General features: G+C 47.0%; 10 protein-coding genes and 2 pseudogenes. 4 read left to right on the top strand and 8 right to left on the bottom strand.

Annotation, left to right across the window (positions count from 1 at the left end; translation table 11 throughout):
• Positions 1-110: 110 nt before the first annotated feature.
• The 6 genes and pseudogenes from HMPREF0670_RS09215 to HMPREF0670_RS09185 all read right to left on the bottom strand — a co-directional run bounded on the left by HMPREF0670_RS09215 (position 111) and on the right by HMPREF0670_RS09185 (position 11,709).
• On the bottom strand, positions 111-2,171 hold the full coding sequence (locus tag HMPREF0670_RS09215) for a family 20 glycosylhydrolase (protein WP_009230886.1): 2,061 nt from the start codon (positions 2,169-2,171) through the stop codon (positions 111-113).
• Between the two features lie 139 nt (positions 2,172-2,310).
• Positions 2,311-3,939 carry a beta-N-acetylhexosaminidase gene (locus HMPREF0670_RS09210; protein WP_009230885.1) on the bottom strand — a complete coding sequence of 543 codons (1,629 nt, stop codon included), beginning with the start codon at positions 3,937-3,939 and terminating at the stop codon, positions 2,311-2,313.
• 303 nt (positions 3,940-4,242) lie between these two features.
• Positions 4,243-5,217 (bottom strand): glycoside hydrolase family 130 protein, encoded by a 975-nt coding sequence (locus HMPREF0670_RS09205; protein WP_009230884.1) that lies wholly within the window; start codon positions 5,215-5,217, stop codon positions 4,243-4,245.
• Positions 5,218-5,466: 249 nt separating this feature from the next.
• Positions 5,467-6,789, bottom strand: a complete 1,323-nt coding sequence (locus HMPREF0670_RS09200; RefSeq protein WP_044078032.1) for an MFS transporter — start codon at positions 6,787-6,789, stop codon at positions 5,467-5,469.
• A gap of 436 nt (positions 6,790-7,225) precedes the next feature.
• On the bottom strand, positions 7,226-9,088 hold the full coding sequence (locus HMPREF0670_RS09195; protein ID WP_044078031.1) for an alpha-L-fucosidase: 1,863 nt from the start codon (positions 9,086-9,088) through the stop codon (positions 7,226-7,228).
• Between the two features lie 1,865 nt (positions 9,089-10,953).
• Positions 10,954-11,709 (bottom strand): annotated as a pseudogene (locus tag HMPREF0670_RS09185) (helix-turn-helix domain-containing protein).
• A gap of 360 nt (positions 11,710-12,069) precedes the next feature.
• Between HMPREF0670_RS09185 and HMPREF0670_RS09180 the strand changes: the two are divergent.
• The 3 genes from HMPREF0670_RS09180 to HMPREF0670_RS09170 all read left to right on the top strand — a co-directional run bounded on the left by HMPREF0670_RS09180 (position 12,070) and on the right by HMPREF0670_RS09170 (position 17,210).
• The gene (locus HMPREF0670_RS09180) at positions 12,070-14,388 is read left to right on the top strand and encodes a TonB-dependent receptor domain-containing protein (RefSeq protein WP_009230878.1); all 2,319 of its coding nucleotides are present in this window, start codon (positions 12,070-12,072) and stop codon (positions 14,386-14,388) included.
• An 895-nt stretch (positions 14,389-15,283) separates the two neighbouring features.
• Complete coding sequence (locus HMPREF0670_RS09175; RefSeq protein ID WP_009230877.1) at positions 15,284-15,493, top strand: hypothetical protein; 210 nt, start codon at positions 15,284-15,286, stop codon at positions 15,491-15,493.
• Positions 15,494-15,611: 118 nt separating this feature from the next.
• The gene (locus tag HMPREF0670_RS09170) at positions 15,612-17,210 is read left to right on the top strand and encodes a hypothetical protein (RefSeq protein WP_009230876.1); all 1,599 of its coding nucleotides are present in this window, start codon (positions 15,612-15,614) and stop codon (positions 17,208-17,210) included.
• Positions 17,211-17,335: 125 nt separating this feature from the next.
• On the opposite strand, the pseudogene HMPREF0670_RS17095 reads toward HMPREF0670_RS09170, so the two are convergent.
• Positions 17,336-17,714: pseudogene (locus HMPREF0670_RS17095) on the bottom strand (group II intron maturase-specific domain-containing protein); the annotation flags it as partial.
• 630 nt (positions 17,715-18,344) lie between these two features.
• Here HMPREF0670_RS17095 and HMPREF0670_RS15310 point away from each other — a divergent pair.
• Complete coding sequence (locus HMPREF0670_RS15310; protein WP_009230874.1) at positions 18,345-19,352, top strand: FecR family protein; 1,008 nt, start codon at positions 18,345-18,347, stop codon at positions 19,350-19,352.
• A gap of 270 nt (positions 19,353-19,622) precedes the next feature.
• Here HMPREF0670_RS15310 and HMPREF0670_RS09155 read toward each other — a convergent pair whose 3' ends face one another.
• Positions 19,623-21,980, bottom strand: a complete 2,358-nt coding sequence (locus HMPREF0670_RS09155) for a carboxypeptidase-like regulatory domain-containing protein (RefSeq protein ID WP_009230873.1) — start codon at positions 21,978-21,980, stop codon at positions 19,623-19,625.
• Between the last annotated feature and the right edge of the window lie 62 nt (positions 21,981-22,042).

Here is a 22,042-nt window from a genome sequence, read left to right as displayed (position 1 = left end):
GCGTTAGCCATTTTTTCACCTTTTCAACTTTTCACCCTTTCACCTTTAAAAGCCTTTTCACCTTTTCACCTTTTCACCTTTAAAAGCCTTTTCACCTTTAAATACTTCCTCTACCACACTTTCACTTCATCGCAAAACACCCATCCGCCTTCGGCACCTTGCTTGGCCCGCAAGCGCACGTAGCGTGCTTTGGCCGTTCCTTTCCACGTGAAGGGTTCGATGAAATACTCGCGTTTGTCGTGTCGTTCCACGTCGCGGCGTTGCAACGAGGTATAGTTCTGCCCATCAGCAGACACCAACAGCTCTACGCTGTCGGGGAAAGCGATGTCTACACCCATCGATTGTAGGAAGTCGGCCGATACCTCGTGCAGTTCGGTTTCCGCCCCAAGGTCTATCACGGCGTCCATACATTCGCCGCCAATAAAGCCTTGCCAGCGGTCGCCCTTAAACACCCAGTCGCCCCGACGTCCGTCGGTAAGTGTGCCATCGCCCGTTCCGCGATACTTCTCCGTGTAACGCGAGAGATAAGTTACGGGTTTTCCAAGAGCCAAATGCGTTACGGGCGTTAGCGATTCTTCGCGCCGTCCGCGTTCGTTTCGCAAGTCGAAGAAGTTATAGCCCATAGCCTTCATGCGGTCGAGTGCCTGTATGGTGCGGTGGCGGAAGTTGGCGTAAGGCGGACGGTTGCGGGTCCAACCCACTTCGGCAATGGCCAACATTCGCGGATAAAGCATGTACTCGGCATGTTCGGGCGTAGGCACTTCCTCGGTCCAAAGGTTTCCTTGCACGCCGTCGATGTATTTTTCCAGCGTGTCGGCCGACTCTTTATGGGCTATTGGCTCGTAAGAATAAGCCTTTTCTAGCGGAACATAGCCGCCCATAGCCTTGGGTTGGGTGAACGGAACGTCTTGATACATGTCGAGATAGCAATATGCGCCAGGCGTCATCACCACGTGATGACCAGCCTTTGCAGCCTTCAAGCCAGCCTCTTCGCCCGTCCACGACATCACGGCAGCATTGGGTGCTAAGCGACCTTGCATGATTTCGTCCCATCCCAGCAGCTTTCGGCCGTGGGCATTAAGGAATTTTTCGATGCGCATGATGAAGTAGGCTTGCAGCTCGTGGGTATCTTTCAGCCCCTCGTCTTTCATTCGCTGCTGGCACTTGGGGCAGGTTTTCCACTTCTCTTGCCAAGCCTCGTCGCCCCCGATGTGGATATATTCGGAGGGGAAGAGCTGCATCACCTCGGTGAGAACACCTTCGAGAAAGGTAAACACGCTATCGTTTCCGGGGCAGAAGTCGGGGCTGGTATAGGCCTTACCCTCGCAAGTGAGGTTTGGATAGGCGGCAAACACCTCGTTGCTATGGCCTGGCATCTCTATTTCGGGTATCACGGTGATGTGCCTTTTGGCCGCGTATGCCACGATGTCGCGCACCTCATCTTGCGTATAATATCCGCCATAAGCCCCCGAATCGTTGGCGTGGCAGTAGCGCCGGTCGTGTTCGCGCCACCATTTAGTCCAGTCGTTTTGGGTTCGGTAGGCCGTTTCCTCAATCAGTTTGGGGTATTTCTTCACCTCCAAACGCCATCCTCCGCCATCGGTTAGGTGCCAATGAAAGCGGTTAAGCTTAAAGTAAGCCATGGCATCGAGTTGCTTTTTGATGAACTGGGGCGTGAAGAAATGGCGCGAACAGTCGAGCATCATACCGCGATAAGGAAAGCGTGGCTGGTCATTCACCTTGGCACAAGCCACCTTGTTGCCGTCTACCATCAGCTGTCGAAGGGTTTGCAAGGCATAAAACAAACCTGTTGTGGTATGCGACATGATGGTTATTCGCTTGGGCGTTACATCTAGGGTATAATATTCGGGGAACGTTCTCCCGTAGCAAGACGGCTCTTTTATCCGCAACAAGTTCAGTCTTATGGATGGAACCTTACTGATTACTTTTCCTTTAAACACCTTCAAACCCAAAGTTTGGCGTATGTAGGCCTTCATTTGGCGTGCCTCTTCGCCCTCGAAATCCAGCTCAACGGGTGTGTTGGGCTTGATGGTAAAGAAGCCTTTGCCCATGATTATCTCCTTGGGTTGTGGGATAACGGGTTGAGCCTGCACCCGTTTGGGACAGAGCGAAACCACAAAAAGCAGTAAGACGAGTAATGTTCTGTGCATGTGTTGGATGTTATTAAGCGAGTGTGTGATATGCCTTTATATACAAAACGCCGTGGTAGCGATAACGAAAAGCGGCAGCCATCTCGCCACAACCCACAAGTTAGGGTTTACGGCGAAATGACTGCCAGCAGTATGTTATTTACCACACAGCAGAGGTGGGTATGGCTTTGTCTTTCCACAAATGGCGTGCATACTGATAGCCATAGCGGTCGTAAAGGTCGCTAAGACGGTGTGCGCGCTTGCTGAAATCATCGAAATTCTTCTTCGCAGCGGGCGTCCATTGCACCTCGGCCAAGGCTGCCATACGCGGCATAATCATATATTCGGCCTGTGTGGTGTAAGGAATGTACTCGGTCCAGAGGTTAGCCTGCACACCAAAGATACGCTTTTTGGCATCGGCAGGAAGGCTTTCGGGTATTGGTTCGTAAGAATAAACTTTCTCAACAGGCGAGAAACCACCGATGGCATCAGGCTCATGCGCGTGGTCTTCGGCCTGATAATGGTCGAAATAAACGTGCGAACTGGGTGTCATCACAACGTCGTGCCCCTTTATGGCACCATCAAATCCGTTCTTTTCGCCACGCCACGCCATGATGGTAGCACTTTGGTTGATTTTGCCTTCTAAGATTTCGTCCCATCCGATGATGCTCTTTCCCTTGCTGTTAAGATACTTTTCAATTCTGTTGGTGAAGTATTGTTGCAGGTGTTTGATGTCGGTGTTCTCGTCTTTTGCCTTTTGTATACACCTGGGACACTTCTCCCACATGATGGTTGGCGTTTCGTCGCCACCGATATGGAAGTATTTTGCGGGGAAGATGTCCACCACTTCGTCGATAACATCTTGCACAAACTTGTACGTACTTTCCTTTCCAAGGCACAACACATCTTTATATACGCCCCAGCGATGCCCCACTTCGTAGGGTCCGCCCGAACATCCAAGTTCGGGATAAGCAGCCAAAGCAGCCAACATGTGGCCCGGCATGTCTATCTCGGGGATAACGGTGATGTGGCGTTGGCGTGCATATTCCACTATCTCGCGCGCCTCTTGTTGCGTGTAGAAACCGCCGTGAGGGATGCTATCGTCTACCATTGCGTTGTGACCGATAACCGTTCCCGAACGCATCGACGACTTAGCAGTGAGTTCGGGATGGCTCTTTATCTCCAAACGCCAGCCTTGGTCTTCGGTTAGGTGCCAGTGAAATACGTTCATGTTGTGCAAAGCCAAGATGTCGATAAACTTCTTAACAAAGCTTAGGGGGAAGAAATGGCGTGCGCAATCGAGCATCATACCACGATAACCAAAGCGTGGTTCGTCGGCAACAGTCACGGCAGGCAGGGTTACGTCGGCCCCATTGGTTTGCACGGGCAACGACTTGCGCAGTGTCTGAATGCCATAGAACACGCCCGCCGGCGTGCTTGCGGCGATTGTTACCTGCTTGTTGTTGACAGTAAGGCGATAGGCCTCGGCACCCGTTACCTTGGGATCGATGGTTAGAACGATGGCAGCAGCGTTCTTATCGCGCTTGTCTAGCAAGCTGGTACGTATACCCGAAACTTGCTGGATGTATTCGGAGAGGAACCGCGCGTTGCGTTTCATCTCGGGATTAGTACCTTCGTACACAATGGTTGTTGCACTTGTGAGGTTAAAGGGCTTGCCTTTGGCCATCACAACGCTCTTTGGCAACGGCACAACATTGTAGTTGGCGTCGGCTGCATGGGCGCTTAGCATCGAGAAACCTAATGCTGCGGCTAATAGAAGACGTTTCATTTCTATTTTAGTTTATGAGTTATTGAGTTGGTGAGTTATTGAGTTTAAAAGTTGATGAGGTGGTGAGGTGGTGAGTTTATGAGTCTTTGAGTTGATGAGTTTTTTAGTTGATGAGTTGGTGAGTTATTGAGTTTATGAGTTGATAAGTTTCTCAGTTTATAAGTTTATGAGTTGAAGAGTTAGTGAGTTTACGAGAAGGTTCGCCCCTCTGCAACAACGCATACGGCTTAACTCCATAACTCCTTAACTCCTTAACTCCTCAAAAACAACTCCTTACTACTTTACTACTTACTCCTTTACTCCTTACACAATTGAGTTATTCTTCACAAATTCGATAATCTCTTTTACGTACCCAAAGGCCATTCCCACCACTGTATCAGCGGCTCCGTAGTACACAGCCACGCGTTCGCCGTCGCTAAGAGCAGCGCAGGGGAACACAACGTTGGGCACATCGCCTTGCAGTTCGTAGGGTGCGGCAGGCGCAAGCAGGTAGGGCTTTGTGCGATAAAGCACACGTTCGGGATTATCTTTATCGAGCAATACGGCACCCATCGAATAGCGGAAACCATTGCATGTGGTGATAACGCCGTGGTAAAACATCAGCCAACCCTCATCAGTAAGGAACGGAACAGAGCCTGCACCTATCTTAGTGCATTGCCATGCGCTCTCGGGGAAAGGCGTTACCTTCATCACGCAGCGATGTTCGCCCCAGTATTTCATATCGGGGCTATAGCTTAGATATATGTCACCGAAGGGCGTGTGACCATTGTCGCTGGGGCGCGAAAGCATGGCGAACTTGCCGTTTATCTTCTGTGGGAAGAGCACGCCATTGCGATTGAAAGGCAAGAAGGCGTTTTCGCATTGGTAGAAACGCTTGAAGTCGAAGGTGTATGCGATGCCGATAGTGGGACCATGATAGCCATTGCACCATGTAATCCAGTAGCGGTCTTCTATCCAAGTAACGCGTGGGTCGTACTTATACTCCGATTCTATCATCTGAGTATTGCCTGCCTCGAACACGATTGGCTCGTGATTGATGTCCCAGTTGATGCCATCCTTGCTGAATCCGGCAAAGATATTCATCTGCACGGCTTTGTTGTCGCAACGGAAAACGCCTGCGAAACCATCTTCAAAGGGTACTACGGCACTGTTGAAAATGCTGTTTGATGTGGGGATGTGGTAACGTCCGATGACCGGATTCTTTGAATAACGCCACATTACATCGGCGCAACCGGCGGGACGTTCCTCCCAGGGCATGATGTCTTTTAGTTCTTTCATATCTTTATAATGCCTCTTTTCGCGCCTTGACTTGCGGCTGTGGCGCGACAAGAGGACTTGGGAATTATGGGTAATTTATTTTACGGCCTCACCCCCAGCCCCTCTCCAAGGGGAGAGGGGAGTGGTATGCCTTGTTGTTGCTTTGTTTATGGTTGTTGTTTGGCTTTGCAAATGTTATTATATTGTTTTGTTGTAACCCTGCATATTACTCCCCTCTCCCCTTGGAGAGGGGCTGGGGGTGAGGCTTTTTTATTTCTTATCCTCGCACGTAAACGGCACGAAATAGGTGATGAGGAATGCCGGAATAGTGGCCACGAGGGTGAAAATGAAGAAATGTTTGTAGCCCAACCAGTCGCTGAAGAACCCACTAGCCATGCCAGGCAACATCACACCGAGGTTCATAATGCCCGATGCAAAGGCGTAATGTGCCATTTGGTGTTTGCCGGGTGCTACCTGTTGCATCATGAAAAGGGTTAGTCCCACGAACCCAAAGCCATAGCCGAAGTATTCAAGCGTTATCGCTCCGCCAATAAGTAAGCCGTTTTCGGGTTGATACCACGATAGCAACGTGTAGGCCACGAAGGGTAAGTTGAACACGCAACACAGCGAGAACAACGTGCGTTTAAGTCCGAAGTGCGAGATGTAATAGCCCGCCAATATCGAGCCAAGCACGAAGGCGGCCGCGCCAAACGTGCCGTAATACAGTCCTATTTCTTCTTCGCTAAGCCCTAATCCGCCCACTTCGCGCCCTGCTTTGAGGAAGAGGGGCACCACCTTCATCACAAACCCCTCGGCAAAACGATAGAGAATGATGAAAAAGATGTAGTAAACGATGTGGCGTTTGGTGAAGAAATCGCTCAGCACGCGCACCAGTTCTTTGAAGGTCTCGGCCGCAGTCATACGTTTCTCCGTGCGTGTTCCGCCTTGGGGCAGCATGCGCGTGTGGTACAATCCCAATAGAAACATCAGTACGCCCAAAGCAATCATCACCACCATCCATGCTTGTACGGCTGCCGAATGCATCACCGACTCTGGCGCACCTTTAACGCCGCCATAGTGTTTCAGCAACCAACCGGCCAGCCAAACCAGTCCGCCAGAGGCCACAATCTTGGCTATATTGTAGAAAGCGCCTTGCCAACCGATAAAGCGCGCTTGGTCTTCCTTGCTCAATTCGGCCATGTAAACGCCGTCTGTTGCGATGTCGTGGGTGGCTCCGCTAAACGCGATGACGGCCATCAAGGCTATACACACGGTGAAATAGTGGGGCAATTGTAGTGCCAACCCCACGAGGGCGAACCCCGCACCCGTGACTAACTGGGTGGTTACGACGAAGAATTTCTTGGTGCGATATAGCTCCAAGAACGGACTCCACAAGAATTTGAAGGTCCAAGGCATCATGATGAGCGAGGTCCAAAAGGTTATTTTGCTGTCGCTCACGCCCAAACCTTTGAACATTAGCACCGCCACCATGTTGAGAACCACGAATGGAAGTCCCATGGCGAAGTAGACGGAAGGCACCCATGCGATGGGGTTTGTTCTTGTAGCGTTTGGTTTTGAATTTGTTTGTTGCATGTTCTTATTAATTAAGGAGTCTTACTCATAGCTCCTAACTGGCCCAACTGGCCTCACCCCCAACCCCTCTCCAAGGGGAGAGGGGAGTGGTATGCCTTATTTGGATTGGGTTGTTGCTTTTATATTTGCTTTGTTAAGACATTCGTTGTCGGCCTTATGGCTTTGTTAAGGCATTCGTTGTTGCCATTGTGGCTTTGTTAAAACATTCGTTGTTGCGTTAGTTAGCCTTGTTGTAGCCTTGCATATTACGCCCCTCTCCCCTTGGAGAGGGGTTGGGGGTGAGGCCGCTTTTGTTAGTTGACAAGTTGACAAGTTGACGAGTTAACAAGGATGTCTACCCCTCTGCAACCAAGCATACGGCTTAACTCCTTTACTCCATAACTCCTTTACTCCTCGAACTTACTCCTTTTACTACTTACTCCTTTACCACTTATATCTACCTCACAATTAAATCATTCCTTGCCATATTCTCACCTTGTGCCAACCTTGTGGCCACCAGTTTAAGGTAACGTGTGGGTATTGCAGGCAACTTCACGGTCTGGGGTACGGGGTTATTCTCGATGTTCGAGAATTCTCCGCCCAGCCAACGTTTCCATGTTACGAGGTCGTCCGATGCATATATCTCATAGTTAAGCACCAATCCGTCTTTCGTATCCCCCCTGGGAACATAGGTAAGACTATGGCACACACGCTTTTCTTGCACGTCAATGAGCAGCTCTCGCGGACTATCATAACCCACAGAAATAAGGAGGCGTTCGGGTTCTTCCTGCTTTTCGTTAGCCTTTGCAAGCACCGAGGCAGGTAGTTGCACGGCATCTTCGGGCAATGCGGGTGCACAATACACGCCAATGTTGCTTATCAGCGGACAAGCCTTTGCGCTATTGATGGTGAAACGCAGGCGCGTGGCCTTCACTGTGGGGAAACAAACGATGCGCTTATAGCCAATGGTAGTTAGTCCCGTTGTACCTTCGGGCGCGCGTTCGTCGCGCAGCTGCACCCATTTGCCGTTCACCAACGCTTCGAGCGAGAAACTCTTCACGCGCTGACCAAGTGCGATATACTCTTGCGCCATAAAGCGATTGATGTTGGTTGGGCGTTTAAAGCTAAGCGTTAGCGATGCCCGCGTAACGCCATCGTTAGTGGCCCAATAGGTTTCGGTGCTGTTGTCTACGGCCTTTTGTGCATTATATTTAGCACTACCTCCGCGCACTTGCGATGCCGTTACGCTGGCTTGGCGCGCCACGTTGTTGGCCAATTCGGCCTTGATAACGCGCGCCATAGCCACGGCATGAGCCGAATCGATGGGATGGATGCGCCCTTCGCGCGTGATGGGGAAGTTCAGCAACAGCGAGGCATTACGGCCAACCGACTCGTAATAGGTGTCTACCAACTTGCGAAGGCTCTTTACCTTCGAGTCTTCATTCTCATGATAGAACCATCCCGGACGTATAGACGTGTCGCACTCGCCTGGCGACCAGTGCTTACCATTCTCCTGTCCGTGCATCAAAGTGTCTTGCGGCATATTAAACGCATAGTCTATCGTACACCAGTTTGTCAATCCGGCGTAACCCTTCTCCGTACCAATCCATCGCAGTTCGGCACGGTCGCCCCAGATGGCCAGTTTGGGTTGCCACTTGTGTATCATCTCAAACGTTTTGGGCCAATCATAATATGTGGCGCCGTCTATCTTGCGTTCCTCGTTTGCTCCGCCGTAATATCCCGTGCCGCCATTTGCTCCGTCGAACCACACTTCGAACATCTCGCCATATTGCGTAAGCAACTCTTCAAGCTGATTGCGGAAATAAGTAACGTACTCGGGGCGTGCATACTCGGCGTGGTTACGGTCCCAAGGCGACAGATACACGGCAAACTTCAGCCCATACTCCTTACAAGCGTCGGCCAGTTCGCGCACCACGTCGCCCTTTCCGTTTTTCCACGGCGCGTTTTTCACCGAGAACTCGGTGTATTTCGATGGCCATAGGCAAAAGCCGCAATGGTGTTTGGCCGTAAGTATGATGCCTTTCATGCCTGCCTCTTTGCATGTTCGCGCCCATTGACGTGCGTCTAGGTTGGCGGGATTGAACAACATAGGGTCCTCATCGCCAAAGCCCCACTCTTGATCGGTGTAGGTATTGAGCGAGTAGTGCAAGAAAGCATAAGTCTCTAATTGATGCCAACGCAGCTGGTTGGCGTTAGGCAGTGGGCCACACGGAGCGGGCGCAGTTACCTTACGTTGTGCGTTAGCTCCCACGGTCATCGCCAGAACCACAGCTAAGGCGGTAAATTTGTTTATTCTCATCGCATTAATAAGAAGTTTAGGAAAATACAGGGTTAAAGGTACAACGTTTTTTCGTAATACGCCATATATTTTTGCATTGTTTAATAAAAATGTGGCAATTCTGCGCATTTTAGTACTTCTAGATGTTAACGGCGACCTACATCGAGCTGCATATACGCCATAAACAGAAAGCCAATAAAACGCTGTCGGCTCTACCAAACAACCAATCGGCGCAACATATCCCCCTCTCCCCCATCGCATAGGTTAACCATTTCACTTTGTGAACGCCACGCCTTACCCCCCTCCTCCTCGTTAATGCCCCCTATTTTAAAGCCTTTTAAGCCACGATAGGGCAAGGAACACAAAGCAGAAGTAGGCTTTACTTTTAATCTTTCTACAAACAGAGAGGCGTTTATGTCTTTGTGCCGTAAAACCAAGACAAACGCCCCGCTCATGTACGAAGTGCCGAACAAGGATATGATGAAATCAGAAATTATGCCCCATTCGTCTGTGGTAAAACATGGCTATGCCTCAAAAAGTGAATGGGCGGAAGCTATTCAATGCAGTCTCCACAAGCAGAAAACCGCTTGTCGATGGCCTATTACTTCTGCGTTTCCACGATGCTGTTGCCGTTGTATGTGAGCAGCATGCCCTGCAACCGCTCGCGCTGGCTGTTGTAAACGTACGTCCTTTCGGTGTCGTTGCGCACTTGCGCGTGCATGCAGCATAATCATTTTTGTCATGTTTTCAGTGGAAAATTTAACATTATGGGCGCCTTTTTTCTCACCAATCGTTCACTTGGCCGCAAAAAATCGATTCTCGCGAGGGCTTGTTTTGATGCAAAACGGGGTTAACATGTGAATGCAGTGAAATGAATATTTATTTGAAAAGGCCGCCATTTGCACCAACTTTTGGGCTGTTTATAGCAAAATATAGTGCGTTTAGGTGCAAAATAGCGTGCATTTTGGTGCAAAATAGCGTGCGTTTTGATGCTAAATGCAGTGCGTTTTGGTGCAAAACGCAAGGTAAAATGGTGCTAAATGCAGTGCAAAATGGCGCTAAACGCAAGGCGAAAAGCATAAATATACGCTGCAATTGTATAAACAAAACCTTTAAGAACCATGAAATACAAGGCCAAAAAGGGCAAAATGGTCGTTAAAAAGTGGTTTTTTGGGGGCTAAAAGTAGGTTTTTGGGCTGCAAAAATCATGGGTTGGCAACCAATCTAGAAAGGCTAAATGGTGCAAAATGCAGGTAGTTTTCTTAAAATTGAACATATTGTAAGGCGTGAAAGGCCAGAAAAAGAGGCGATTTACCTACATTATGGCCTATATTTTCGCTAGAACGGAGCGAAATTTAGAGCGATATTGTAAAATAAAAGATAACGATTTAAGTTTTTGAGCTGATGAGTTTGTGTGTTTTTGAGTTGATAAGTTGATGAGCTTTGGAGTTTGTGAGTTCTTGAGTTCTTGAGTTTGTGTGTTTTTGAGTTGATGAGCTTTGGAGTTTGTGAGTTCTTGAGTTCTTGAGTTTGTGTGTTTTTGAGTTGATGAGCTTTCGAGTTTGTGAGTTCTTGAGTTTGTGAGTTTGGGGATTGATGTCTTCGGGAGTTGTTGGCTTTTCGTTAGTTTAAAAGCCAATGCGTTGACTTGTACTGTACCCCCTCAACTTAAAGAAACATTAAAAGTCAAGACGACTTTGCACAAAGAAACGGACCTGCCACGAATTCATACCCCCAAAACACCTTATAATATATGCGCGCGCGTGTACGCGCGAGAAATCTCGCATTGCAACAAGGCCACACCCCACGTTGCCACGTGCAAAAACATAAACTATCGTTCAGAAGTACTTTCTCCTCTCGCTTTCCCAGCAAGCGGACAGCATGTTTCAGAACAATTTGTTTAAAGTCGCTCGCGAAACAGCCTCTGTAATGCTCGCCACGCCCAACTTATCAAAGGCATGACGCCTATAAAACTTTATCGTATCCACCGAGCGGCACATCCTGCCCGCAATCTCTACCATGGTAAGACCTGCCGCCGACAGCCTAAGCACTTCAAGTTCCTCTTCTTTAAGCAACACGCCACTGCACTCATTCCATTAATGTCCCTCGAACGAATAGGTCCAATACGTGCCGCTACCCCTCCTATGAAACTCAACGTGGCCCGCCGTTCTGTGCGAAGACAGCGACACAATGCCCATTCCTATCCATATCTTACCTTCATCGGTCAACAACACGGGTGTAAGCTGATGGTTGATTAGCTTGCGCCTCGCCCCATTACTCAAATGAAAATGTGATGATATATAGCATTGGCACTTGGCAGCAGCATCAAAAGCGCCAAACAGTTTAAAGCTACTGCGGTTTAGTTCAACAAGCATCTTTTGGTCTTTCTCTGGCACATGTTTCAGATAAAACCTATATCCCAAGCCCCTCACTTCCTCTGCTGTGTGTCCGCAAAGAAACAAAGGATTGTCCGACACGTAAAAAAACTCCTGCCTGTAATAGTCTATCAAGTAAATGCCTTGATAGGTAACGCGGGCAAAAGCCTCCGCAGTGCGAGTCAATGTAGACAGCACATCTGGATTGTAGTCGGGCGCATTGCACGCCATATTCGACGAGATAAAGAAGTCTTTCATATCTGGCATAGGCTAAACATGTTTATTCGTAATGTTTAATTTATCGGCAAACACGCATTACTTTTTAGGAATAACGCCCTAAACACTACCCAAAAGTGTAAAAACAATAACGGAAAGTAATAAAACACCAAACCAATAGCCCAACATATCCAAAGAATTACTATATTTGCCATAGGCTATTAAACGCCAAGAATGCAAGGAGAAAGGTCGTCTTACCATTCAAAGCCTACGGATGTTCATCACGAATAAATCCTCTTGGAATGATTATAACGCGTTTCTTGTTTCATTAGCCTTGGCAATCAATAAAATTGCCAATTAACCTAACGGTTTGTACGAAAATTGTTATCTACATTTCTAAAAGCGTCTGACATGAAAAGTATAATTACAACCCTACTCGCACTCGTTACCTTGCAAACAATGGCACAAGGCTTAACGGGAAAGCTTGTAGACGAAAAGCAACACCCTATCCCTTTTGCCAATGTTGCGGTATTGTCTGCCAACGACTCTACACTGATTGGCGGCACAACGAGCAACGCAGAGGGCATGTTCTCAATAGCCGAGATTCATCAAGGGTGCATCTTGAGGGTTTCATCCGTTGGTTATCAAAGCCAATTTATAGTCTATAATGGAACTTCGCCCATTACCATAACATTGAACGAAGACGCTCAATTGCTAAGCGAAGTCGTTGTAAAATCAAAACTGCCCAAGACCGTATTCAAGGGCGAGGGAATGATAACTACCGTTGCAGGCAGCGTGTTAGAGAAAACACTGTCTATGGAGAGCCTGCTCGACTTGATTCCAAACCTGTCTGCGAAAGATGGAAGTGTCGTGGTGTTGGGAAGAGGTTCTCCCGAAATTTACATTAACGGAAGAAAGATGCGCGACAGAATGGAATTGGAACGCCTGAAACCAGATGAGATTAAGAATGTAGAAGTTATTACCAATCCAGGAGTACGCTATAATGCCAGCGTGAAGAGCGTGATACGCATCACGACAAAGAAACCCGTCGGCCAAGGATTCAGCATCGACACGAAAACCAATTCGAAGGTGAATGAACAAAAGCGGATGAGTTGGACTGAAAGCCTACGATTGAACTACCGCAAAGGCAAATGGGACACAAGCTTGCACCTATACGGAGCCTATACACACAAGCAAGACGACAAGCTAATCCGCCAAATGACCTATCTAGACGACATCTGGGAACAAACAACAGCCATTTCTCAAGAATACACCAACGTTAACCCCTATGTGCGATTGGCAACAAGTTACGCGCTTGATGCAGACAACTCTATTGGTGCCAGCATAAGTTACGACCGATATGCAAAGAACTTGGCTGTTGGCAACGCTGTAGGAATGGCCATGCGCAATAATGTTCAAACAGAGCAATCGCTATCTGCTTTCGAAAGCCCTGGCAATTCAAAAGCCGTGTTGTCTAATGTCTACTATGTGGGAAAGATTGGGAAAGTAAATGTCGACTTCAATGCAGACTATTACTGGTCGGGAAAGAAAGAGCAGATGCACAACATGGAAAGGTTTACCGAAGTGGGTTCTCCCGAATCCATCCAAAACATTCATTCCGACCGTGCAACATACAATCGTTTACTTGCCTCGAAGTTGGTATTATCCGTTCCTTTGGCATCTGGCAGTCTTTCGTTTGGCGGAGAGTTTTCTACATCCAGACGTAAAAGTCGTTATAGCCTATTGCCAAGAGCTTTGGTAAACGACGACGACAGCCGGATAAAAGAGAACATGACGTCTGCATTGGTGGAATACAGCAATACCTTTGGCAAGCTACATGTACAAGCGGGGATGCGATACGAGCACATCCGTTTTAACTATTATTACCAAGAAAGGCTTATAGCAAAGCAAAGCAAGTCGTACGGCAATTTCTTTCCCTCATTGGCACTGTCGATGCCTATTGGGAACACACAAATGCAACTGACATTTGCCACCGACATTTACCGCCCTTCGTATTACGACCTCCGCGATGGGGTGCAATACAACAACCGTTACACTTACGATTCTGGCAACCCGTTCCTCGTTCCATCCATCAGTAGGAACATCGGTTACGCCTTCTCTTGGCAGTGGATGCAGTTCTCTGTCATGTACACTCATTTGTCGGATGAAATATGCACCTTGGTTCAGACATATAAAAACGAGCCGCAAACCACGTTGGCCAGACCAGAGAACATGCCATCTTACAACACCATGCAAGCATCTGTAACTGTAAACCCGAAGTTTGGATTTTGGAAACCAATGCTCGAAGTGACGGTCTTCAAACAATGGTTCCACATGGACACTTACAAACAAACGTATCTTAACCACCCCGTTGCCTTTTTCCGACTAAACAACACTTCCGATACAAAGTGGATTACGGCCTCAGTGTTAGTATCTGCACAAACGGAAGGAAACATGGGCAATAAGTTTGTGCGTAGAGGTTTCTTCAGCGCCGACCTGTCTGTCTACAAATCTTTGATGAACAATCGGCTCACGCTACAACTATATGCAAGCGACTTGTTTGGGACAGCAGACGCATGCCGCATATTCTACTCTGGGCCAAGACGTTCTACATATTATAAAAGTTACTCTTCAAGTTCGTTAAGCCTCACTATACGCTATCAATTTAACGTAACAAACAGTAAATACAAAGGATCAAGCGCCGGACAATCACAAAGAAGCAGGATGTAAGGCTTACCACATAAGTACATCTTTATGAGATACCCTTACATCATGCACTGCTTGCTCAAAGACTAACTTACTTTGGTTGTTGCTTTCAACTACATCTTCCATACGGCCAGCGACAACAACTAGTCAATGGAATATAACAACTTGAAGACAACCAGGCATACTAGCCACAACACGCGCCAGCTGATGCTAAAACTAAGTTACAGCTTGGGCAAAATAGAATTAACCCCAATCGGCCGTTGAAAAAAATGCTTTCATTTTGCCAAAAGAACACTGAACACGCACAAATAGTTAACTCGCTGGTCGCATTTCAAATATCAGAGGAAGATTACCCTAACACTTTGCTTTTGAAAATTCGTAATGAAAAACAACTTAATACGGCTGATAAACGGTTCAATGAACCGATTTGCGTTTAAGTCTTCATAAAATTGTAATTTATTATACAGCAAAATGTTAACGGCGCTCTTGTATTAGAGAATAAATGTTATATATTCTTAATTCACGTACCAATAAAGACCATTAAACAAAGTACAATCTGCTACAAACCAACGAGTTACAAAGGGATACAATAAGTTTTACAAAAAGAAACGCTTGCCAAATTGCAAGAAACAATGTGAATTTGCACAAAAATATTTAGGATGAAATTGACGCAATCGTTCGCAGATGCGCCGTACAACAACGAATAGAGGGTTTCCTAATAGAATTCCGCGCAGACAACAACTTCGTTGCCGAAAATACAATCATTCTTTAACGATGTTACCGCATCAAGCGCGTATATAGATGTGCCCAGGAACTATTAAATGTACTACAGGCCAATATCCACGGATCATAGGCCGATACTTGTTATGTTGATTTGGTTAAATTTTCAGTTAGGTATTATAAATTTTAATTGGTAAAAATGAAAAAAATCAGAGTTAGTAATTTGGCTTATAGTAAGCCTGAGAGTTATGTCGTAAAAGTTGAAGCAGAATCTCTTTTAGCAGGATCTGGCAAACACGGAGGTACTGGCGGACATGAAGATGCTGAGGATGACAATGACGAAGGACAAGGCACATCTGGCACAGGCGGGCACTTGCCTGCCCAAGACGATGGCCAGCCCCTTACCTAAGATGCCTGTGAGTTCAAAGTAAAGACTTTGTTACTTAGCACAAGTATTTCAGGTAAAGCTACAAAAAAACGCCACAAACAAGAAAGTAAAAAACAAAAACAAGATTTAAGAGATAGGAATGAAATACATACATATCATTGCGCTGTCTGCTGTTGCGGCTGTTTCATTGGTTGGCTGCAACAACGAAAATCCAGCCCTATACACACAAGAAAACAAATCAAACGATTTAAGAGGGGTTACCGTCGCAACCTACATGGAATCGACATCGACACGCACCACAGCCGAATACGAAACAACAAAACTTGCATTCTATTGGACAAGGGGCGACAAAGTTTGGCTACACGACATAGGCGAAACACCCGAATTTGTACAGAACTCAGGGGATAACATTGACAATCAGCTGAACGCTTCCGGCAAGGACAAGGTACGCAATGCCGGTTTCTACTTCCCAACCCCCCTCAACAAAGCCTCGTATCCTGTAAGATACACAGGCTATCCTACACCCGCTGTAGATAAGGTTACCATTAAAGCTGCCCAAAACCAAGCCAAGCCAAACAAGGGCGAACACATCAAAACCGATGGCGACTGCGGTGTGGGTTCTTTCACTAGGGGTGCTGATGGCAATTACAGTTTCTACCTCAAGCACTGTGCATCGTACCTCACTTTCACACCATTTTTCAGCAAGGGTTTTGCGCCGTCAGTGCGGTTAACCCAGATAAAGGTGTCGGCCGACCAGGCCATCGCGGGCACATACGACATTGAGGACAGCGGTTTAGACCTTGACTCGCGCCCACTAGCCGAACCAAGCAACCGAAACATCACGTTAACGTTGAATGGCGGAGGCAACGACGGGTTCACCATACCCGCGGTGTCAACCCCAGAAACCAATGCGGGCATCATGGTTGTCGCTCCTGGCGAGTACACCAACTTCACCATTGAGTATACATTGTACGACCAAGAGACGAAAGTTCGCGGGACGGTGATTACGAAACTGGGCCACGTTATCTTAAAAGAAGGAAGAAACAAACGTTTGTCGCCCGACCTTGACGTGCGCTACTATGCCAGCGACCAATATTACATGTGGGATGCCCAGCCAGGCGAGCATTATTGGAAAGGTGCATCCAAACAACCTTATCTAAATGGCAAGTACGGTGACAGCTATGCAAAAGTAGGAGCCGACCCAAGATGGTACAACACCGTTGCCCACCCAGGTAAGGCCTCGCGTTTGGCAACAAACAACCTCAATGCCAACGAGCTGATGTGGCTGGCCTACTATGGAGTTCCACATTGGGATTCTTCCATGTGGACTATCATGGGGCATCTATATGCAGGTGGTATGTGGCTTAGAAACCTTGACGTTATTGCCACGACCCAAAAGACTACGAGAGAGAGAATGAAGGCCGTTTCGCCAAAGGGTATCGACTTCACTGCATACGCACAGTACGACAACTTTGGTGCCTTCGTTTACACCAACAACAACATTATCCCTCACAGACCTAGGCCCACAAACGGCTATTTCTTCTTGCCTACCACTGGTTTCTATAACAATGGCAGACTCTATCATATCAGCTCGCGAGGCTATATTTGGTCGTCAACGCCACGCGCACAGAGCTCGTCTAAAGTGGCGCAAGGCTACAACTTTTATATATCAAGGTACGAAGTGCATACAGGTTATGGTGACCGCTGGAATGGAATCTACCAGCATGTAACTCGGTAATTTTCTTTATTGCGGGATAAAATCGGGTAGGAGGTAAATGCTAATCATAAAAGGCATTTACCTCTTACTTTTACATTTACCGACCTTCCACTCCACCGTACGTGCAGCTCCGCACACGGCAGTTCCTATTTTGGATGCCATTCGAGGTACGCTACCATTAAAGTGACATAACCTGCTTGGCATAGTTTCCCATTGGAGATTGCCCGATGCAGTATTGGGCCGTTAGCTATGCGCCCCAATAAGCCTTACGGGTATTGCCCCATTCGCATGCCTTATACTTTTGATACCGCAGTTGATGAGGTTTTCCACTCTCGTCTTAACTTTCTTCCAAGATTTCCAAATACACATACGGATACGGCACTTTAGCCACTCGTCGGCCTCAAGAAGGAAACGTTTCATGTTGCCGAGATGATAGTAGCCAACCCACCCTTTTATGCTTCCTTCCAGCTTTTGTTTCCTTTCGGCATGTCCCCAACCGTTGCTGCGGCATGTCAACAGCTTTAACCCCCACCGGTCGTTATACCGCTTATCAATTATTTTAGGTTGTTTCCCCCGTTTCCCGTTCATCCTGTCTGTCGTGTTGAAGTCATAACTCATGCCACTGTTGTCTGCCATGTATGTCGTATTGGCGACGACCTGCTCCTTAACGACCCTCGGTATGGTGCCTGACGAGCAGCCCTTCAGCATGAGATGACGCCCAGAATGATGCAGCAGATGGTTGGATATGCCCGCTATATGTGTGCCACCACAGAAGTAGACGGCCATCAGCATACGGGAAACGTCACCGCGACTATAGGCTGAGGATGAGCCACACTGTCCGAGTAACTGGTTAATGATCGGGTTTACAGCCTGTTCAAACTTCTCCATCACGAGGAATATTCCTCCATAAGCGGTGAGAATATCAGATTTTATTTGTACTTTTGCCACTGTCTGTTGCTTGGTTTAACACTTTTGATTTCAGCACCAAGTTAAGTGAATATTGCGACAAGACAAAATCCTGGACAACTTTTGTTGATCAGGCACTTATATTAACACTTTGGTTGGAACGTTGCAGAATTAAGTATAAACTTCTCTCAATTTATAAAAGTCAAGACGACTTCATATAAGGAGTAACACAAATTAAAATGAAGAACGATGAATGAAGAGAACGATGTTGACGACCTTAATCAAGAGCAAATTATCAGAAACCATTTGCCAAAACAGGCTTATGCTACACAGAATGTGCAAGAAGAGCCAGACAATGTTTTGCCCAGCAAGGGTAAGACAAAAAGCAGGCATACCTTAATTATAGGTGTTGGTGTGTCGATTGTCGTGCTAACATCCTTGCTTTTATCCATTGTTCTAGGTTTTGGCATGGGCATACTTAATGCGCATCGAGAGCCAATTGTGGTGTATCAAGCCAACACCAAGGCTGCGCAAAAGGCAGTTACGTGGCAACAGGATAACGGTAAACCTGTTGTGGTGCCCGATAAGTATTTGCAGGTGTCGCATATAATCAAGGATGTTGATGCAGGTATTCGCAATGTATTATCCACTCCGCAGAATGCAACAGCCGAGATTACGCTTGGCGATGGTACGGAAGTAACACTCAACGCTGACAGTAAGCTGTCTTTCCCATTACGTTTCGAGGATGAAACGCGTGAAGTTCAGTTGCAAGGTGAGGCATATTTCAAGGTGAGTCGCGACGTTCGCCATCCCTTCGTGGTGAAAACCAACGGCATAACCACCAAAGTGTTTGATGCCGAGTTTAACATTCGCGCTTACCATAAGAACAACATGCACGTTACCTTGCTGCAAGGTTTCGTTGAGGTGTGTGCGGGTTCGGTCACTAAGTGTTTGAGGCCAGGCGAGGATGCAGCTCTCGTGGCTGAAAAATTTGAAGTGAATAGGGTCGAAACCGAGGGCTTTGTGGCGTGGACACTAGGCGAATTTTATTTTGATAACGCAACATTGGCAGACATTGGCAAGGATATTGGCAGGTGGTATAACGTAAGCGTTGTCTTCCAAGACCCCTCCAAGATGCATATCCGTGTCGGCTTTACTGCATTCAGGGATGCGAATATCGAAGAGATTGTTGAAATGTTGAACAGGTTGAATAAAGCCAAGTTCACTTATCAAGATGGGCAGATAACGATTGACTGAGAAACAGCAACCTCCCTAGCGGTTTTAACCCAAATCGACCGTTGTGCTTGTACAGATTTTGTTTTATTGTTGGGCATATTGCCTGTCTTAGCCTTGAAGTGTAGCGGGCTACATCGCGAGAAGAAGACAGTTAACTGCCGACAAGCAAACGAAAGATGGACAGAAAGCGGTAGAAACAAACTAAAACAATTGATAAGCGGTCAACGTCCGATTTGGGCAAAACAGACTTTAAACATTGAAACCACCTCGACTTTCCCTTTTTCGTCGTATTTAATAATCATTATTTACCCCCGAATCAAAACTACGGTTCATCAGTGTACGATTACCTTTCTTATATTCCTTGCCATACCTAATGCGATATTGCATTGAGAGTTCTACCATATTGGCTAAGTCGACGATACGGTATTCTGTGTGTGTGGGATTGATGTTCGAGATGTTTTCAGACACTTGCACAAAACCGCCTTTATTCAAAGGGTTGTCTATACGACAACCAAACGTCCAATGTTTCATGTTGTAACGCATGCCCACATAGTTGTATCTCACTCCCCGATAAACATTGGTTCCCCAAAAACTGTACTGTGGCAGCATGTCGAAGTTGGCATAAACCGACAGTTTATTCCAGTAAGCACTTAGCGAGACAGAGGCGTATGGCTTTGAGATTTGACTATGGTAGCCTTCACCCTGCATTCGGAATCGGTCCCAACCCATCACGGTTTGAAAGGTGAAATGATTGAACACGTTTTGCCACCCAATGGCGCATTCCACATTCAAACGACTGTCATAATCTCCGTTCTCTGTTTTTTTGATGAACATGTTGTGGTAAACATGGGATGGGTCTGCAACATATCGCCAGGCCGAAACAATTGGTTTACACGTGTAATTGTAGTTGCCTTGCAACGAAATGGTAAACTTATCCAAGTGCAGGTTCATCGAAAGGCGGTTTCTGGTCACAACACTTGGCTGCACATTCATGTTTCCCACTTGCAGCGACACCTTATCTATGGTTTGCACAACATCTGAAAAGCTGGACAATGGAGGTAGTGAAGAGTCGAGTATAAAAAGGTAGCCAACGCTCCATCCCTTGCTTAACGGATAATTAATTGACACCGTTGTCTTTGCATTAAAGAAGTTCTTGCTTTTATTTAGGTCGCCAATGCGGTAATGTTTCAGGCCAAACCCCAGGTTATACCCTATTCTTCTCAATGTCCCCGTAACAATTGCATATCCATAAACGTTATCCTTGGTCAGTTTGTCTATCAGGGTTGCCCCACCATTTTCCGAATAATCATTTTGCGCATGGCTGTGCGTGTAGCTCAACCCCACTTTGGCTGTGGCGCGCTTAAACGTTAGGGTATAGAGGGCTTCACCGTTAACGTTGATGCTTTTGTTTGTGGTTACATTTCGCTGTGCATACATCCCACCATCGTTAAGTCCGCGATTGTAATCGCCAGCCGACATCGTGCCCACTGCATTGAGTTCTAACGTTTGGTTATTTGCCACCGCAGTCTTGAAGAAGAGGTCGAGCGAGGGAGTTAATAGTCTCCTTTCGTTGTAGTAACGTCTTTCAAACGTTTCGGTATTCGCGCCTTGTCGCTCAACAATGCGGTATGCCTCTTTATCGTCCTTGTCGTGATACTTCAGTCCAAACATGGCCATAAAGGCGGTAGAAGGGCTGTGCGTGTAGGTATAGTCCATCGTCAAGCTGTTGTCGAAGTCGGTTATTGCCGAGGGAAGTCCTGTCTGGCTACGTATGATATCATCGGTCCGCCCCACAAATCGCTCGTCCTTGTCGGTGTATTCGTGCCCCGATTTCCGCCATAATGTATTGTAATTAATACTCCACTCCGACTTTCCTACATGGTAAGTGCCATTTATGTTCGCCCGGTTACGAAACGTCGTCAGTGCGTTATTGGTGTTTACCGACACCAAACCGCCATCTTGCAAGCCGTTCATGATGAAATTTATCACACCCGTTGCACCGCGGTCTAGATAGCGAATGCCAGAAACATTGCTGTATTCTATACGCTGTATGCGCCTATGGTCAATATTTCGTATCTTTTCCATACCCACTTCCTTTCCGTTTAACATAAGGATGGGCTTGCCGCCGTCAACATAAAGGGTTTGTTGGGATTCGTTTACTTTCAGTCCGGGCATGTTTATTTTCAACTCGTTCAACAGTTCGATAAGTTCAGATGTCCTTTTCAGTTCTTGTTCTGTTGGGAAAATAAGATACTTGTCGGCTAATTCGATGGTTCTGTTACCCGTAACCGTCACCTCGCCTAGTGTTATAGAGCTGGACTTAAGCGAGATGACACCAAGGTCGAGGTCTGTATTGTTACCCCGAACGCTGGTACTAAACGGAGAATATCCCATGCACAACACTTCTATCGTAATGTTTTCTTGCGACAAATTGGCAAACACAAACATACCGTCTACATCGGTTTGGGTTTGCAACAAAACGGTTACCGAGTCTGTTTTCACCTTGACGTTAACACCCACTAGGGGGTTAATTCCTGAACCATCAACAACTCGTCCACGCAAGCCATAGGCTTTGCATTGTAAGCAGACAACGCTAAACAGAATGGTGCAAAGACATCTAATGAAAATCCTTAGTTTTGTACATTTCATAAAGTTTCACTTTTAGCCTCATGGCCATCATTATACGCTATCCCCCATCTAAGAAAACACGG

Origin of the sequence: Prevotella sp. oral taxon 317 str. F0108 (assembly GCF_000162415.1) — a bacterium.
GTDB lineage: Bacteria > Bacteroidota > Bacteroidia > Bacteroidales > Bacteroidaceae > Prevotella > Prevotella conceptionensis.
The sequence above is the reverse complement of the archived record's forward strand: the minus strand, read 5'-3'. Positions and strand labels throughout refer to the sequence as shown.